Annotated in this window: 14 protein-coding genes; 13 read left to right on the top strand and 1 reads right to left on the bottom strand. The window is 61.4% G+C overall.

Translation table 11 applies throughout. From position 1 onward, the window contains the following. The first annotated feature begins 111 nt into the window (after nt 1–111). The gene (leuS, locus tag ACK28C_RS02890) at nt 112–2,604 is read left to right on the top strand and encodes a leucine--tRNA ligase (RefSeq protein ID WP_409152428.1); all 2,493 of its coding nucleotides are present in this window, start codon (nt 112–114) and stop codon (nt 2,602–2,604) included. A gap of 102 nt (nt 2,605–2,706) precedes the next feature. Here leuS and ACK28C_RS02895 read toward each other — a convergent pair whose 3' ends face one another. Beyond that, nucleotides 2,707–4,491: a PrpR N-terminal domain-containing protein gene (locus ACK28C_RS02895; RefSeq protein WP_409152429.1), complete on the bottom strand. Its 1,785-nt coding sequence runs from the start codon at nt 4,489–4,491 to the stop codon at nt 2,707–2,709. Nucleotides 4,492–4,710: 219 nt separating this feature from the next. Between ACK28C_RS02895 and ACK28C_RS02900 the strand changes: the two genes are divergently transcribed. From ACK28C_RS02900 to ACK28C_RS02955, 12 genes are all read left to right on the top strand, one after another. Continuing rightward, the gene (locus ACK28C_RS02900) at nt 4,711–5,961 is read left to right on the top strand and encodes a four-carbon acid sugar kinase family protein (protein WP_409152430.1); all 1,251 of its coding nucleotides are present in this window, start codon (nt 4,711–4,713) and stop codon (nt 5,959–5,961) included. Beyond that, nucleotides 5,961–7,115 (top strand): iron-containing alcohol dehydrogenase, encoded by a 1,155-nt coding sequence (locus tag ACK28C_RS02905; protein ID WP_015556149.1) that lies wholly within the window; start codon nt 5,961–5,963, stop codon nt 7,113–7,115. The genes ACK28C_RS02900 and ACK28C_RS02905 overlap by 1 nt, the downstream gene beginning before the upstream one ends. Before the next feature lie 43 nt (nt 7,116–7,158). Beyond that, nucleotides 7,159–8,067, top strand: coding sequence for a 4-hydroxy-tetrahydrodipicolinate synthase (gene dapA, locus ACK28C_RS02910; protein ID WP_208872666.1), 909 nt, complete (start codon nt 7,159–7,161; stop codon nt 8,065–8,067). Nucleotides 8,068–8,102: 35 nt separating this feature from the next. Next, nucleotides 8,103–9,176: a 4-hydroxythreonine-4-phosphate dehydrogenase PdxA gene (gene pdxA, locus ACK28C_RS02915; RefSeq protein WP_015556148.1), complete on the top strand. Its 1,074-nt coding sequence runs from the start codon at nt 8,103–8,105 to the stop codon at nt 9,174–9,176. 46 nt (nt 9,177–9,222) lie between these two features. Continuing rightward, on the top strand, nt 9,223–10,236 hold the full coding sequence (locus ACK28C_RS02920) for a C4-dicarboxylate TRAP transporter substrate-binding protein (RefSeq protein ID WP_015556147.1): 1,014 nt from the start codon (nt 9,223–9,225) through the stop codon (nt 10,234–10,236). A 57-nt stretch (nt 10,237–10,293) separates the two neighbouring features. After that, nucleotides 10,294–10,791, top strand: a complete 498-nt coding sequence (locus ACK28C_RS02925) for a TRAP transporter small permease (protein WP_015556146.1) — start codon at nt 10,294–10,296, stop codon at nt 10,789–10,791. Further along, the gene (locus tag ACK28C_RS02930) at nt 10,791–12,089 is read left to right on the top strand and encodes a TRAP transporter large permease (protein ID WP_015556145.1); all 1,299 of its coding nucleotides are present in this window, start codon (nt 10,791–10,793) and stop codon (nt 12,087–12,089) included. The genes ACK28C_RS02925 and ACK28C_RS02930 overlap by 1 nt, the downstream gene beginning before the upstream one ends. Nucleotides 12,090–12,173: 84 nt before the next feature. After that, entirely contained in the window at nt 12,174–13,169 is a 996-nt protein-coding gene (locus tag ACK28C_RS02935; RefSeq protein WP_208872665.1) for a hydroxyacid dehydrogenase, read from the top strand. 41 nt (nt 13,170–13,210) lie between these two features. Continuing rightward, entirely contained in the window at nt 13,211–14,503 is a 1,293-nt protein-coding gene (locus ACK28C_RS02940) for a lactate racemase domain-containing protein (RefSeq protein WP_208872664.1), read from the top strand. Nucleotides 14,504–14,614: 111 nt separating this feature from the next. Continuing rightward, a complete protein-coding gene (locus ACK28C_RS02945) occupies nt 14,615–15,559 on the top strand; it encodes a TRAP transporter substrate-binding protein (protein WP_279369741.1) in 945 nt (314 codons plus the stop codon). Nucleotides 15,560–15,657: 98 nt separating this feature from the next. After that, the gene (locus tag ACK28C_RS02950; protein WP_015556142.1) at nt 15,658–16,206 is read left to right on the top strand and encodes a TRAP transporter small permease; all 549 of its coding nucleotides are present in this window, start codon (nt 15,658–15,660) and stop codon (nt 16,204–16,206) included. Next, nucleotides 16,203–17,492: a TRAP transporter large permease gene (locus ACK28C_RS02955; protein WP_015556141.1), complete on the top strand. Its 1,290-nt coding sequence runs from the start codon at nt 16,203–16,205 to the stop codon at nt 17,490–17,492. Before ACK28C_RS02950 ends, ACK28C_RS02955 begins: the two co-directional genes overlap by 4 nt. Nucleotides 17,493–17,508 lie beyond the last annotated feature (16 nt).

Below are 17,508 nucleotides of genomic sequence, written 5' to 3' on the forward strand. Positions count from 1 at the left end.
TATCTATACAATTAAGGCAAGAGGGTGCGGCCCTTGCACAAGCGCCTCGAAAGGCTATAATCGTCTGTACTTAATTAAGGCCTGCTCAGGCGGCCGAGGGAGGATTCTGCAATGCCGTACGATTTTCAGGCGATAGAGTCGAAGTGGCAGAGGAAGTGGACCGAGACCCGCTGCTTCGAGGCGAAGCCGGACCCGTCAAAGGAGAAGTTCTTCTGCCTCGAGATGTTCCCCTACCCCAGCGGAGCGCTTCACATGGGACACATCCGCAACTACTCCATGGGCGACATGCTGGCGCGCTTTCTGCGCAAGAAGGGCCGGAACGTGCTCTACACCATGGGCTTCGACTCCTTCGGAATGCCCGCGGAGAACGCCGCCATCAAGTACAGGACGAAACCCCACGACTGGACGCTCAACAACATCGACTACATGACAAAGCAGCTGAAGCGCATGGGCTACAGCTACGACTGGAACCGTGAGGCCATCACGTGCCTTCCGGAGTACTACCGCTGGAACCAGTGGATCTTCCTTCAAATGTACAGGAAGGGCCTCGTGTTCCGCAAGGAGGCGCCCGTCAACTGGTGCGACACCTGCGGCACCGTGCTGGCCAACGAGCAGGTGGAGGACGGCCGCTGCTGGCGGTGCCACAACCCCGTCTCCAAGAAGAACCTGAAGCAGTGGTTCATCAAGATCACGGACTACGCTCAGGAGCTCCTGGACAACATCGAGAAGGACCTGCAGGGCTGGCCCAAGCGGGTGCGCATCATGCAGACGAACTGGCTTGGCCGCTCCGAGGGCGCCGATCTGACCTTCCGGGTCCCTGAGCTGGACTGCGGCATCGAGGTCTACACCACGCGCTTCGACACGGTGTTCGGCGTCACCTTCATCGCCCTGGCCCCGGAACACGAGCTGGTGCGGCGCATGATGGAGCACATGCCCCAGGACGAGGCCGAGGCCATGGGGGACTTCGTTCGGAAGGCCGCGGCCCAGAGCTCCATCGAGCGCTCCGACGCCGGCGCGGAAAAGCTGGGCTTCAAGACGCCCTTCAGCGGCATCAACCCCGTCACGGGCAAGCCCGTTCCCATCTGGCTGGCCAACTACATCCTGACGGACTACGGCACGGGGGCCATCATGGGCGTGCCGGCGGGGGACCAGCGTGACTTCGAGTTCTGCCGCAAGTACGGCATCCCCGTCGTTCCCGTGGTCCAGCCGAAGGACGGCACGGTCCTGGACGGCGACACCATGACGGAGGCCTTCACGGAGCACGGGATCGTCGCCAACTCCGGCCGCTTCGACGGGATGACCACCGAGGAGGCCATCCCCGCCATGATCGAGTGGGGCGAGGAAAACGGCTACTGCAAGAGGACCGTCACCTTCCGCCTGCGCGACTGGCTGATCTCCCGCCAGCGCTACTGGGGCACGCCCATCCCCTTCGTACACTGCCCGCAGTGCGGCGACGTGCCCGTGCCGGAGGACCAACTGCCCGTGCGCCTGCCGGAGGACGTGACGGTCAAGGAAGTGGGGCACTCCCCGCTGCTGGACCTGCCGGACTGGCTGGCGACGACCTGTCCCCGGTGCGGCGGCCCCGCCAAGCGTGAGGCCGACACCATGGACACCTTCTTCTGCTCCTCCTGGTACTTCGACCGCTACTGCTCCCCCGGCGACGCGGAACGCCCCTTCGAGAGGGCCGACGTGGACTACTGGATGCCGGTGGACCAGTACATCGGCGGCATCGAACACGCCTGCCTGCACCTGATCTACGCCCGGTTCTTCACGAAGTTCCTGGCGGACATCGGCCTGATCCGCGTCCGGGAGCCCTTCACCAACCTGCTGACGCAGGGCATGGTCATCAAGGACGGCGCCAAGATGTCGAAGTCCCTGGGCAACGTGGTGGACCCCACGGAGATCGTGAACCGGTTCGGCGCGGACACCGTGAGGCTCTTCATCCTGTTCGCCGCGCCGCCCCAGAACGACCTGGACTGGTCGGAGAAGGGCGTGGAGGGGTCCAGCCGCTTCCTGGGCCGCGTGTGGCGCTGCGTGGAGGAGAACCTGGCGACGCTCAAGGCCCACAGGGGGCGCATCGTCCCCATGGGAGAGCTCGATGAGGACGCCCTGCGGGACTTCAAGCGGAAGATCCACACCACCATCCGCGACGTGACGTGTGACATCGAGACGGAGAAGCAGTTCAACACGGCCATCGCCCGCCTGATGGAGCTGACGAACAGCCTGACCGCCCTGAAGGAGACGGGGGAGACGGCGGATTCCCTGCGCGCCGAGGCCGTGGAGGCCCTCCTGCACTGCCTCTCACCCTTCTGCCCCCACATCGCGGAGGAGCTTTGGGAGATGCTGGGGCACCAGGAGGTGATCAGCACGGCCCCCTGGCCGGAGGCCGACCCGGCGGCGCTGGTCCGGGACGTGGCGACCATCGTCGTTCAGGTGAACGGCAAGGTCCGCGCCAGGCTGGAGCGCCCTGCCGGGCTCTCCAGGGAGGAGCTCGAGAGGAGCGTCGTCTCGGACCCGGCCGTGCAGGAGAAGCTCGCGGGCAAGGCCGTCCTCAAGGTCATCGCGGTGCCCGACCGCCTGGTCAACATCGTGGTGAAGGGCTAGTCCTTCCGCGATTGCAAGGGGGCCTCCCGCGGAGGCCCCCTTTTTGCGTTCTTTGCCGTTCTTTGCCGTTCTTTGCCGTTCTCCGCGGCCCGCCCTCCGGCGTCAAAGGGGACGGATCATGCGCCAGAGCGTGGTGCGGCTGATGCCCAGCCGTTCGGCCGCGGCGGTGCGGTTGCCCCCCGCCTCCTCCAGCACCCGAAGGGCGACGTCCCGATTGATCTCCTCCAGGGTTCGGTTCAGGTCCAGGGGGGCGGAGGCGTTCTCCGCGTTGGGCGAGAGCGTCCCCACGTGGCGCTCGCGCCCCAGCGTCCGCCGCACGTCCTCCGCACTGATGCGCCCCTGAGCCGTCACCACCAGCTCCCCCACCACCCTTCGGAACTGAGTGGCGTTGTGGGGCCAGGGGAACTCCTGGAGGAGGCGCAGCGCTTCGGGAGACGCCCCCAGGATCGGGCGCGGCAGGTCCGCGTTCAGACGATTCAGCAGAAGGCTCAGCAGGAGGGGGATGCGGGACGCGGTCTCCCTCAGAGGCCTCAGACAGAGGGAAAGGCAGCACAGCCTGTCCAGGAACAGGGACCCGACCTCGGAGGCGTACTCCCCCTGGCGGCACGCGCAGGAGAGGAGGACGCGGTTCTGTCGGCACACCTCCATGTCGGAGAGGATGGCCAGGAGCTGCCGGCGGCGCTCCGGGCTCAGCGCGTCCAGGTTCGAGAAGTAGAGCGTGCAGGCCTCTCCGTAGAGGGGCGAGGAGTGGCGCTCCGTCAGGAAACTCCAGCTCCTCTCCGTCAGCAGGCTGCAGTTGACGGCGACGAAGGGGTTTCGGCTCAGGGCGCCCTGCACGTGGAGCGCGCAGGCCATGGGCTCCTTGCCCGTGCCGTCCTCCCCCGTGATCATGACGGGGGCTTCGCTCCGATTGATGCGGTCCAGGTCCCGCCGATAGTCCGCGATGCCGTCGGCCAGGCTCAGCAGGCTGCCGTCGTAGATGCGCTCCGCCTCCTCCCGCGTCAGGAAGCGGATGCCCATCTGGCGGGGCGACAGGGGCGACCGGTGGGCCGTGAAGAAGAACGCCGTGCAGGAGAGCCCCCCGGCCTCGACGCGCCGGCTGCGGATGGAGTAGAGCATCCCGTCCGCGTTGCGCAGGATCCGACGCTCCTGCGCCGCACCGGCCCTCTCGATCTCGCCCCTCAACAGCGCCAGGAGCCTGGGGGAGGGGTTCTCGATGGAGGAGAGAAAGAGCCGTCCCCGGTCGTCGAAGACGACGGTCTGCCCCACCTGCCCCTGGATGACCTCCTTGAAAAAACGGTTCTCCGCCCACAGCTGCGCCTGGCTGTCGTAGAGCCGGACCGCCTGGTCAAAGGCCCGACGGACGCTGTCGGCGCCCGATGCGATGAGGAAGGAGTTCATCCCCAGCCGCCTGGCCGCGGCGTGGGAGATCGCGTCGCACAGGACGACCTCGAAACGCCTCTCCCGCAGTCGCAGCAGGGCGGGCTCCACCTCCTCCGGGGATTCGATGGTCACGATCTCGATCGGACGGCCCATGAGCTCGCAGAGCTGCCGCGCGCTGTTCGTGATGTTGGCGAAGGCCACCATGGCCGTCGGGGCCGCCACGTCGTCCGACAGCTTCAGGGCGCAGAGGACGTCGTAGGCGGACACTTCGATCTCGATGACCGGAAGCGTCAGGTGCTCCTGAAGCATCCGTGCCGTGCCGCCCCTGGAGACGAGGGCGTCGTAGTTCCCGTGAAAGCTGCTCCGCACCGCCTCCAACCCCTGCTCCATGTCCCCAACGAACGACGTCAGGTCAACCTGCGGGTATTCCCCCGCCAGCCTCTGCATCAGGGCCCCCATGCCCTCGTAGGGAGCGACGCCCAAAAGCCTGATCCGCCGTTCCACCCTCACGTCCCCCTCCTTCCCCTCCAATTCCAGACCTTGTTTCAAAACGAAACAAAATCATTCGCTTAAAATTCTTGCAAATCCAAAATCCCCCGGTATAATGAGGCCATTCGAGGAAGCCCCACGACAAAATTATAGCGGATCGAAGTAGCCGAACCAACAGGCGTTGAATTTGTTTCATTATTTAACAATCGAGACGGAGTTTGAGGGGCGTGGACGATGGTATCCCTTTTGATCGTAGCCGATGACTTTACGGGAGCGTTGGACACGGGCGTGCAGTTCGTGGCCCGTGGGGCCTCCACGCGGGTCGTGACGGACCTCGATCGGGACTTCAGCCGGGACGAAGCGCAGGTGCTGGTGCTGGACACCGAGACGCGGCACCTCGCGCCGGAGGCCGCCTACGCGGCGGTCCACCGTGCCGTGTCGGCGGCACTTCGCGCGGGCGTCCCCTACATCTACAAGAAGACGGACTCCGGGCTTCGAGGGAACGTCGGCAGCGAGCTGGCGGCCGCCATGGACGCAGCGGGCGTTCAGAGCCTGCCCTTCGTCCCCGCCTTCCCCTCCATGGGCCGGATCACGCGGGACGGCGTCCAGTACGTGGACGGCCTGCCCCTGGACCAGAGCGTCTTCGGTCGGGACCCCTTCGAGCCCGTGCGCTTCTCCCGGATCGGCGACGTCATCGCCCAGCAGACGTCAAAGGCGGTCTTCGTCCGCAGGCCGGGGGAGCCGGGGATGGGCCAGGGCATCCAGGTCTACGACGCCACGACGGACGAGGACCTGAAGCTCACCGCACGCGCCCTCGGCCCGGAGGGCCTGCGCCTGTCGGCGGGCTGCGCCGGATTCGCCTCGGTCCTGGCAGACCTCCTGATGCCGGCCGCGCGCCCCGCCGCGGTCCCCTCCCTGCCCCCGGCACTCCTCATGGCCTGCGGCAGCGTCAACCCCGTGACGCGGCGCCAGACGGCCGCCGCCGAGGGCTGCGGCTTCCAGCACGTCCATCTCAGCGTGCGGCAGAAGCTCGATGAGGCCTGGCCGTCGGAGAACGAGAGCTCCGCCCTGATCGAGGACTGCCTGGCGAGGGCCCGTCGGTACGGCCGGGTGATCCTGGACACGAACGACCCGGAGGGAAGCGCAGAGACGCAGGAGCGGGCCGCGGCCATGGGACTGAGCCTGCCCCAGACCCGGGTTCGGGTGTCCAAAGCGCTGGCTGAGTTGACCAAGGGACTTCTGGACCGAGGGCTCGAGGCCACGCTGCTGTGCGTCGGCGGGGACACGCTGCTGGCCCTGATGCAGGCCGTGGGGACGCACGAGTTGACGCCCGTCTGCGAGATGGCTCCGGGCGTCGTCCTGACGAGTTTCGTCTACGGGGGAAGGGCCCGTTACATCCTTGCCAAGTCCGGAGGGTTTGGCAAACCGGACCTTTTGTGCTGCCTGGCCGACCGGATTGGCGCCGGGAGAGAGGAGAAAGCCTGATGCTGACGAAGTACGATCTGAAGATGCCGAGCGCGGTCTACAGCGGCGAGGACGCGCTGACGAACGTGGGCAACGTCTTGGCCGAAAACGGCGTGAAGAAGCTGGCCGTCTTCACCGACAAGGGGATCGAGGGCGCAGGGCTCCTGGAGCCCCCCATGGCGGAGGTGCGCAGGACGGGCGTCGAGTTCACCGTCCTGGACGACCTGCCGGCCGAGCCCTCCTACGCTCAGGCTCAGAAGCTGGTGGACCAGTGCCGCGAGAGCGGAGCGGACTTCATCATGGCCGTGGGCGGCGGCAGCGTCATGGACACGGCGAAGCTGTCGAGCGTCCTGATGACCGACGAGTACGGGATCAAGGAGCTTCTGGAGGACCCCGGCCGCGCCCGCAAGCACGTCAAGACCCTCATGATTCCCACCACGGCGGGGACGGGGGCCGAGGCCACGCCCAACGCCATCGTGGCCGTGCCCGAAAAGGAGCTGAAGGTGGGCATCGTCAACCCGCGCATGATCGCGGACTACGTCGTCCTGGACGCCGTGATGGTCAAGAAGCTCCCCCGCAAGATCGCGGCGGCCACGGGGCTGGACGCCCTGGCCCACGCCATCGAGTGCTACACCAGCAACAAGGCCAACCCCTTCAGCGACATCTTCGCCCTTCAGGCCCTCGACATGATCCTGAACAACATCGAGCGGGCCTGTGACGACCCGAAGGCCATGGAGGCCAAGCGCATGATGCAGATCGCGAGCTTCTACGGCGGCATCGCCATCACGGCCTCCGGCACCACGGCAGTCCATGCGCTGAGCTACCCCCTCGGAGGCAGGTATCACATCGCCCACGGCGTCTCCAACGCCATCCTGCTGGCGCCCGTGATGCGCTTCAACGAGCCCGCCTGTCGAGAGCTGCTGGCCCACGCCTACGACCGCTGCATCCACGGCGACGCCTCCTCGACGGAGGCCAAGAGCGCAGCCGTCATCACCCGCATCGAGGAGATCGTTAGACACCTCGACATCCCCGTCAGCCTGCAGGAGTTCAACGTGCCCAAGGAAGACCTGGAATCGCTGGTACAGTCTGGAATGCAGGTCACGCGCCTCCTGGTGAACAACCGTCGCCCCGTCACGGAGGAGGACGCCCGCCGGATCTATCAGGAGATCCTGTAGCATTTTACGAGCCGAACAGGAAGGACAGAGGAGGAGAACGACCTTGAAGAAGATCGACATGAGGGGCATCATCGTCCCCATCCTGACCCCCATGAACGAGGACGAGAGCGTCAACGAGGGGGAGCTTCGCAGCCAGGTCCGCCGCATGATCGACGCGGGCATCCACGGCATCTTCGCCTTTGGGACCAACGGAGAGGGCTACGCCCTGAGCGACGCGGAGAAGGAGCGCGTGCTGACGGCTGTTGTCGACGAGGTGCGGGGGCGGGTCCCCGTCTACGCCGGGACAGGCTTCATCACCACGGCGGACACCGTCCGGCTGAGCCGTCGGGCTCAGGAGCTGGGCGCCGACGCCCTCTCCATCGTGGCTCCCTTCTACGCCGCGGCCTCTCAGGACGAGCTCTACGACCACTACATGGCGGTGGCCGAGGCCGTCGACCTGCCCATCGTGCTCTACAACATCCCGCCCCGCACGGGCAACGCCCTGGCGCCCGCCACGGTGGCCCGCCTGGCCAGGGACGCCCCCAACATCGCAGGGGCCAAGGACTCGAGCGGGAACTTCGACAACCTCAAGCAGTACATCGAGCTGACGAGCGCCCTGGACAAGGACTTCAGCGTCCTCTCCGGCAACGACGCCCTGATCCTGCCCGGGCTGGTCTTCGGAGGCAGGGGCGGCATCGCGGGCTGCGCCAACGTCTTCCCTCACACCATGGCGGAGATCTACGAGGCCTTCGCCGCCGGGGACCTCAAACGGGCTATGAGGGTCCAGGACAGCATCCGCACCTTCCGAAACTGCTTCAAGTACGGCAACCCCAACACGATCATCAAGATCGCCACGGGGCTTCTGGGCTATCCCGTCGGGGCCTGCCGCAGGCCCTTCTGTCGCCTGTCCGACGAAGGCATGAAGGCGCTGAAGGAGGCCCTGGAGCACTGCAGGGAGAACGGGCTCCATTAGGCCCGCAGCCTGTCTTTCTTAAGGAGGCATGTTCCATGGACAAACCCATCCTCGGCATCACCATGGGGGACCCCTTCGGCAACGGGCCGGAGATCACCGTCAAGGCCCTGGCCGACGCGGCGGTCTACGATCGCTGCCGTCCCCTCGTGGTGGGCGATGCATCCAGCATCCGATACGCCGCGGCGGCGGCCCGGACGCTCTCCGGAGCGGACCTGGAGGTCCGGCCCGTCAAGGCCGTGAGCGAGGCCGCCTTCACCCCCGGCGTCATTGACGTCCTCGACCTGGGCCTCGTGAAGGCCTCCGACATCCCCGGCGACCCGGCGGCCCCGAAACCCTTTGGACTGGGGGTCACGAAGCTGGGCGGCGAGGCCGCGTTTCAGTACGTGGTGAGGGTCATCCAGATGGCGATGGCGGGCACGGTGGACGCCACGGTCACGAACGCCCTCAGCAAGGAGGCCATCAACCTGGCGGGGCACCACTATTCGGGACACACGGAGATCTACGCCGACTACACGCACACGCAGAAGTACACCATGATGCTGGCCCACGAGAACCTGCGCGTCGTCCACGTCTCCACCCACGTCTCCCTCCGCGAGGCCTGCGATCGGGTGAAGAAGGAACGGGTGCTGGACTGCATCCGAATTGCAAACGACGCCTGTCTGGCTCTGGGCATCCGGGACCCGAAGGTCGGGGTGGCGGGCCTGAACCCCCACTGCGGCGAGAACGGCATGTTCGGCACGGAGGATATTCAGGAGATTCAGCCGGCCATCGACACGGCGCTGGCTCAGGGGATCAACGTCCCCGACCGCAAGCCCACGCCACCCGACACGATCTTCAGCAAGGCCATCGGCGGCTGGTACGACATCGTGGTGGCCATGTACCACGACCAGGGGCACATCCCCCTGAAGGTGAAAGGATTCGTCTACAACAAGGCCGAAAAGCGCTGGGAGGCCGTGGCGGGGGTCAACGTGACGCTCGGCCTGCCGATCATTCGCGCCAGCGTGGACCACGGCACGGGGTACGGCCACGCCGGCAGCGGCGGCGCCAACGCCCTGAGCCTGGTCAACGCGATGGACTACGGCATCCGGCTGGCGGAGCACCGGGGGTAAAACTGAGCCGGTAACCGAGCTCAACTTTAAGAAGGAGTTCATTGTTATGAAGAAAACGCTTGCTCTTTTGCTGACTCTGGGACTGGCTTTGAGCGTAATCAGCGGGAGCGCTTCCATGGCTTCCGCCACCGAGGCGAAGTTCGTATTGAAGCTCTGCACTGAGCAGACGGATGGCGACCCCATCGACGACGGCTGCGACCGATGGGCGGAGCTCGTGAGCAAGGCCACGGACGGTGCCGTCAAGATTCAAGTGTACCCCTCCAGCCAACTGGGAGCCAAGGCCGACCTCATCGAAATGATGCTCATGGGGCAGAACGTATGTACAATCGCCGACGGCTCCTACCTCATGGACTACGTACCGGACTTCGGCGTGGTCATGGGCCCCTTCCTGTTCTCCGAATGGTCCGCTATGTATCAGATCACCGACAGCGACTGGTGGGGGGAGGTCGCCGCTCAGCTTGAGGAGCAGGGCCTGAAGATCATCTCCACCAACTGGGTGTATGGCGAGCGTCAACTGATGACCCGCAGCCCCGTCAAGAGCCTGGCGGACATGAAGGGACTGAAGATTCGCGTCCCCAACAACGACATCTCCGTCACCATGTTCAACGACCTGGGCGCAGCCTCCACCCCCATGGCGCTCAGCGAGGTGTATACCGCCCTGAGCCAGGGCGTGGTGGACGGCGTTGAGAACCCCCTGACTACCCTCTACAACAACAAATTCCAGGAGGTTTGCAAGAACGTCACCATGACAAACCACCAGATGACCTTCTCCAACTTCATCGTGGGGAAGACTTTCTGGGACAAGCTACCCCCGAAGTACCAGGAGGCCATTGTTTCCTGCGGCAAGGAGGCGGCCCTCTACAACAACGACCTCTACCAGCAGGTCAGCCAGAAGATGCAACAAGCCCTCACCGACGAGGGTTGCACCATCATCACCCTGGACGAGGCCGCCCAGGCGGAGTTCAAGGATGCCTGTGTGAAGCTCTACAAGGAATACGAGGAGAAAGGTACCTGGTCTAAGGGGCTTTACGACAAAATCCAGGCCATTATCAATCATTAGGGATCGGTCAGGAGGGGCGGCGGCACGCCCGCTCCTCCTGATGACAGAGGAGTCGACATGAAAAAGACACTGAACGCACTTTTGAACCTGGACACGTTGGTCGCCGGCGTGGGACTGGTGCTCATCGTGGTGATGACGGTGGCCGGTGTCTTCATGCGGAAGGTGATGGGACGACCCTTCGCTTGGATGGAGGAGATGCAGATATTCTTCTTCATTTGGACGATCTTCTTCGGTGGCAGCGTCGCCTTCCGCACGGGCAGTCAGGTCAGCATCGACCTGATCGCCGTGCGCCTCAGCCCCAGGGCCCGGTGTATCCTGGACATCGTGGACTATCTCATCACGGTCCTGGTCCTGGCCTACCTTACAAAGGGAGGCTATCAGCTGATGATGTCCGTAACGAAGAAGGTTACACCCTATTTCAAGATCAGCTACAGCCTCATTGATTTGGCGGTTCCCATCGGGTGCGTGCTGATGATCATCCAGTACAGCCTTATAGCCTGGGACAAATTCCTCCGGAACAGGGAAGCTGCGCAAGAGGAAGGAGCTGAGGCATAATGTCACCTATCGCCCTATCGGCAGCCATTATGCTCGTGCTGCTCTTCGCCAACGTCCCCGTTTTTGCCTCCGTGGTGGGCGCCTGCATCGCCTACTTCGTCTCCGCCCCAGACACCGGCTTCACGGCCATGATGGCCACCCAACGCATCATCAGCGGCATGCAGTCCGTGACCATGCTGGCCATCCCATTCTTCGTGGCCACAGGGGTTTTGATGAACTACTGCGGCATCACCGGGCGTATGCTCCAGTTCTGCAAGGTCCTGACCCAGCACATGTACGGCGGACTGGGCCAGGTGAACATCACCCTCTCCACCCTCATGGGAGGTATGTCCGGCTCTTCCCTGGCAGACGCCGCCATGGAAGCACAGCTCTTGGTTCCAGAGATGCGCAAAGCAGGCTACTCCAATGGCTTCGCCTCCGCCATCACTGCGGCATCCTCCATGATCACGCCCCTGATCCCGCCGGGAATCGCCGCCATTATCTACGGGTCCATCACAGGCACCTCCATCGGCCGCCTGTTCGTGGCCGGTATTCTACCTGCGGCGGTGTTATGCGCTGCCATGATGATCATCGTATCCCGCTTCTCCAGGAAGAACGGCATCCCCCGCCTCTCCGAGAGGCGCGCCACCATCTACGAGCTCTGGGAGGCCTTCAAGCCCGCGTTCCTGCCCCTGTGCCTCCCCATCATCATCATCGGCGGCATTCGCATGGGCATCTTCACCCCCACTGAGGCCGGGTCCATCGCCATCTTCTACGCCCTCCTGCTGGGCATCCTCTACCAGGAAATCCGCCTGGACAACATTTTGACCTGCATCAAGGAAACTGTAGCCACCACCGCCTCCATCATGTTGATCGTAGGGGCAGCCACCTGCTTCAGCTGGATTCTAACCTGGGAGAACATCCCCCAGACCATGACGGCGGAGCTCATCGCGCTCTGCCACAACAAGTACGTGTTTCTCCTCGCCGTGAACGTTTTCCTGCTGGCGGTGGGGATGTTCGTGGAAGCCACGGCGGCGCAGATCGTGCTGGCTCCTATGCTAGCCCCGGTGGCGGTAGCCTTCGGCATTGACCCCGTGCATTTTGGCATGATATTCATCTTTAACATGGCTATCGGCTCCATCACGCCTCCCATGGGGAACCTCATGTTCGTCACCTGCGGCGTGACCCGTTGCACCACCGGTGATTTCATCAGGGAGTGCCGCGTGTTCTACGCTCTCTTAATTATCATCTTAATGCTGATGACCTACGTTCCCTTCCTCTCCACCTGGCTACCCAACCTGCTTTACGGGGTGCGCTGAGGTCAGGAGGAGCTTCCCCCTCCGAGGGAGGCGGTAAAGCCTAAATATTGAATTAAGCGCAAAAGCAGAATCGAGGGATCTGGTATGAAATTCGTACTCACTCAGGCTCTTTGTCCTGAGGGGATGGAACTCCTCAAGATGGGGGCAATCGACGTCCACGTGGCGGACGATCCGGACCCCAACCGCTACCTCGACGTCCTTCAGGACGCGGACGCCTTGATCGTCCGCATCGCCAGGTGCGACGCGAACGCCATTGAGCACAGCCCGCGGCTGAAGGTCATCGGGCGGACCGGCGTCGGCTACGACACCGTGGACGTGAAGAAGGCCAGCGAGCGCGGCATCCCGGTGGTGCTCACGCCGGGCGCCAACAATCGGAGCGTAGCCGAACACGCGGTCGCCATGATGTTCGCCCTCTCAAAAAACCTGGTGGAGGCACAGAACGAGATGTGCGCCGGGAACTGGGAGATTCGAGGGGCTGGCAAGGCCTTTGAGCTGGAGGGCAAGACGGTGGGCATCGTCGGCATGGGCGCCATTGGTCGCGAGGTGGCGACGATCTGTCGGGGCTGCGGCATGAAGCTGATCGGCTACGACCCCTTCCTGAGCCGTGACAAAATCGAGGCGCTGGGGGCCCTGTACTGCGCCGACTACGAAGACCTGCTGAAGCGGGCGGACGTCGTGACGATCCACGTGCCCCTGACCAACGAGACCCGCGGGATGATCGGAGCGAGGCAGCTCGCCTCGATGAAGAGGACGGCCCTCATCATCAACTGCAGTCGCGGCGGTATCATCGATGAGGGCGACCTGGTCCGCGCACTGAAGGACGGCGTCATCGCCGGAGCCGGTACGGACGTCTACTGCCACGAGCCGCCGAAGCCGGACGACCCCCTGCTGCACTGTCCCAACCTCATCCTGAGCCCCCACTCCGCTGCACAGACGCGCGAGGCCGTCGTCAAGATGGCGCAGATGTGCGTCCGGGGATGCCTCGCCGTCTGCAGCGGCAAAAAGTGGCCCCACGTGGCGGACCGATCAGTGTACGACCACCCGATCTGGGCGGGCAGGGACTGGGCCGAGGCCGACTAGGCCGTCGCACCGACAAAACCGGCGCAAAAGGAGGCGGCAGCGTGAAAATTCAGGAACAATCTGCGTTGCGCGAGGTGCTGAGGACGGTGAACCTCCCGAAAATGCTGACGGTTCGGCAGAGGTTCAAGAGGGACGGGATTTCGGACGTTTCCTCCTGCCTCCGGGGAAAACTGATGCGCGAGGACCTGATGCGCCGTATCCAGCCTGGGATGAAGGTGGTCCTGACGGGCAGCAGCCGCCAGGTTTCCAACATGCCTGTCGTCCTCCGGGAGCTGGCCGCGTTCGTCAGAGGGTGCGGCGCGACGCCTTGGATCATCCCGGCGATGGGCAGCCACGGAGGGGCCACCGCCGAGGGGCAGATGGCGATCCTGGAGGGCTACGGCATCACCGAGGCAGCCTGTGGGTGCCGGATCTTCTCCAGCATGGAGACCGTCCGGGTGGGACAGCTGGACAACGGTGACGAGGTGTGCGTGGACCGGTTTGCCCACGACGCCGACGCCGTCATCGTGGTGGGACGAATCAAGCCCCACACGGCCTTCCGCGGCCCCTACGAGTCCGGCCTCGTCAAGATGATGGCAATCGGCATGGGCAAGCGGGAGGGGGCGGACTCGCTCCATCGGTCGGGCTTCGGCGCGATGGGCAAGCGTCTTCCACAGTACGCCCGGGTCGTCTTTGACCACTGTAACGTCGTCTTCGGGGTTGGGCTAATCGAGAACGAGTTTGACGAAACGTGCCGGATCGAAGTCCTCCCCGCGGAGAATATCTTCGCGAGGGAGCCGGAACTTCTGGAGTACGCGCGGGGGCGGATGCCCCGCATCCTCCTTCCGGAGACGGACGTCCTGGTGGTTCGGGAGATCGGCAAGAACTTTTCCGGAAGCGGCATGGACCCCAACGTGACGGGGACGTTCGGCACCCCCTACGCCTCGGGCGGCATCAAAAAACAGCGCGTCGTGGTGCTGGACATCTCCCAGGAGAGCCACGGCAGCTTTATCGGCCTGGGGAAGGCGGACGTGACCACGCTCCGAGCCTTCGAAAAACTCGCGACGAACGCGACCTATCTCAACATGCTCACCTCCACGGTGCTGGAGGTCGGCAAGATCCCGATGGTGCTGGAGGACGACCGGCTCGCTATCCAGGCAGCCATCAAAACCCTGACCGGGGTGGACAGGGCACGGGTCCGGGTCGTCTACATCAAGAACACGCTGTCGCTCGCCTCCGTCATGATCTCCGAGGCGCTCATGGACGAAGCGAGGGCGACGGAGGGCATGGAGGTCCTTGGAGACCCCCAACCCCTTCGATTTGACGGGATAGGGAACCTGCTGGACCTTGCGTGAGCACCTATGCTGGCATGCTGATTTCAACATAAAAATTTACAGTAGAAACTTGAGGAGGGGACTCTCATGATAAGATGGAAATTTAGCACGGTAATTTTGGCGATTGCTTTCATGACTGCTGTATGTCCTGCAACTGAGGCTGCTGACGCGATACACCTTACGTTGGCCCATGCAGATACACCGGAGGGGAGCCTCTTCGGGACTTGCATGACTGAATTCAAGAATGTGCTTGAGCAGAGGTCCAATGGTTCAATTATCGTAGATATCTTTCCTAATGGGCAATTGGGGACCGTGTCAGAATACGTCGTTGGCGTCCAAAGTGGTACGATCGATCTGGCCCCCGCAGCCAGTACCTTTATAGCAAACTTCTGCCATACGGTTTCCATTTTTGACCTGCCTTTCTTGTTCGAGGATTATGAGCACGTATGGCAAACGCTAGACGGGGAGGTCGGAACCCAATTGACCAGCGCCTTGGCAGACAATGGCATAGAGGCTCTAGCATGGTGGGGGCTTGGATTCCGCAACGTCACGACCTCAAAAAAACACCCGATTAACAGTATCGGGGATCTAAAAGGCTTTCGTATTCGCACCATGCAGTCTGCGATCCACCAAGCCCTATTTCAGGCCTTAGGTGCTGATGCCGTTCCTATGGATTGGGGCGAACTGTACACTGCCCTGCAACAGGGGACCGTCGATGGCGAGGAAAATCCTTTTACCCAGGTGCTAAGCTCCAACATCTGGGAGGTTAATCCCATTATCGTCAAGACAGAACATGCCTTTACTCCAGCTGTATTCATGATGTCCCCTCAAGTTGCCTCAAAAGTCAGCTCGGAGCAACTCGAATTGATCCGCAACTGTGCCAAGGAATGCACACCTATCTTCCGTAAGGCGACTGTAGATATTAACGCTGATGCATTGAAAACGCTGATTCAAGAAAAAGAGTGTTCCTTCATTGAAACAATCAGTAAGGCGGATCTCCAGGCTGCCACCGCTTCTGTATACAACAGCTATCCGGAGTATGCCGATCTAGTGCAGAGCATCCGTAACATTCGGTAATCTCGTCCATATACAGCGTCCTTTCATGTTCATATCCCTGATGCGGTGTACCTCATCAGGGATTCAAAACAGAGGAAGCGAAGGGGGGCTATTTTAGAATGCTCAAGCTACTTGTTAGACTGAAAAAAGCAGACAATTTTTTGTACTCTATTCAGAAAATATTGATCCTTTTTGGCGTCATAGCCATGGTGATTATTAACGGCGCCCAGGTTTTTTGCCGATATGTCCTGCACTCAAGCCTTGCATGGTCTGAACAAGTCAGCGTTCTTCTCTTCTTCATCTTGATTATGCTTGGCGCAAATCTGGCTGTCAAAACAGACAGCGAAACAAAAGTCGACATCCTGAAATTTAAGAATAAGAGGACTAACTCCGCCCTCCATATCCTAACCGATGCGCTGTCCATAGTAGCCCTGGTAGTTTTTATCGTTTCTGGATTCGCATTGCTGAAACATGCCCGTAAATTCCCACAGTTTCTTTCCTCTATTCGTCTAAATTATTTTTACATTTATTTATGGCTTCCCATGGGCTTTGGGCTGGTACTGTTTGATAAAGTTATCAACGTTCTTGAAAATACGTGCGTATTGATGGGAATCGACACTTCAACTTCTTGTAATTCCGAGAAAGAAATGGAGCAAGCGCAATCATGACCATTTCCATGTTTTTCCTTGCTCTTTGCTTCGCTGTTACTCTAGCGATTGGCGTCCCCGTAGTGTGGTCCTTGGCCCTCTCCAGCATGGTTGCATGTCTGTCAATACCGGGCATTTCTCTCTCTTTTCTCGCTCAGAAGATGGAACTTGGCAGCGAGAAATATGCCTTGCTGGCCATATTCTTCTTTCTGCTGGCTGGTTCTATCATGCAACATGGCGGTATTGCCAAACGACTGATAGCCTTTGCAAAATCTATCACCAGCTTTATCCGTGGTGGCATGTCCATCGTTGCAATCATTACCTGTATGTTTTTTGCGGCCTTGTCTGGCTCGTCCGTTGCTACAACAGCAGCGATCGGCACCATCTTCTATCCGGAACTGGTTAAAGATGGCTATAAAAAAGGTTATGCTGCAACGTTACCTGTCGTCGGTGGTACGCTGGGCATTGTTATTCCTCCCAGCATCGTGTTCGTTGTCTACGGTACAACGACAAACACGTCTGTGGCTCGCCTTCTTATGTCCGGCGTGCTGCCCGGCCTCCTTGGTGGTTTAGCCATGTGTCTATATGCCTATTTCTATGCATTGCGGCATAAAATGCCAAAAGGAGCTCCCTTTCGCTTCAATGCATTTCTTGATGCGACGAAGGACGCCATGTGGGCCTTGATGATGCCCATTATTGTCCTTGGAGGCATTTACGCTGGCATCTTCACACCAACAGAGTCAGCTGCCATAGCGTGCATTTACGGCCTTTTCGTCTCATGTGGGGTCTATCGTGAGCTAAAACTGAAGCGATTGATTCAAATCGCGATTGAAAGCGTAAAATCGACGGCTAACGTTATGTTGATCATCATGGCGGCGACTTTGTTCTCTTACGTATTAACACGTAATAACATTCCCGTTATGTTGTCTAACGCCATAACAAGTGCTATCACTACAAAGACGGAATTTCTTCTGGCACTCAACATACTCCTGCTTATCCTTGGCATGGTTATGGATGCGGGCCCCATCATTTTAATTATCGCACCAATCGTCTATCCTATAGCTTTAAAGTTTGGCATTGACCCCGTACACTTGGGGTGCATTATCGTGTTTAACCTATCCGTCGGGCAGGCAACACCGCCCTTCGGTCTATGCCTTTTCGCGGCACAGCCCGTTACAGGGCAGAGCATCGCAACCCTAAGTCGAAACGCCATGCCTTTCGTTATCATTTTGTACCTTATGGTTTTGGCAACGTCTTTCATACCAGAGATCGCGCTAACGATTCCGCGCCTTATGATGGCGCGCTAGAAGCAGAAAAGAGGCG

The organism is Fretibacterium fastidiosum, assembly GCF_964642095.1.
GTDB classification, from domain to species: Bacteria; Synergistota; Synergistia; order Synergistales; family Aminobacteriaceae; genus Fretibacterium; species Fretibacterium fastidiosum.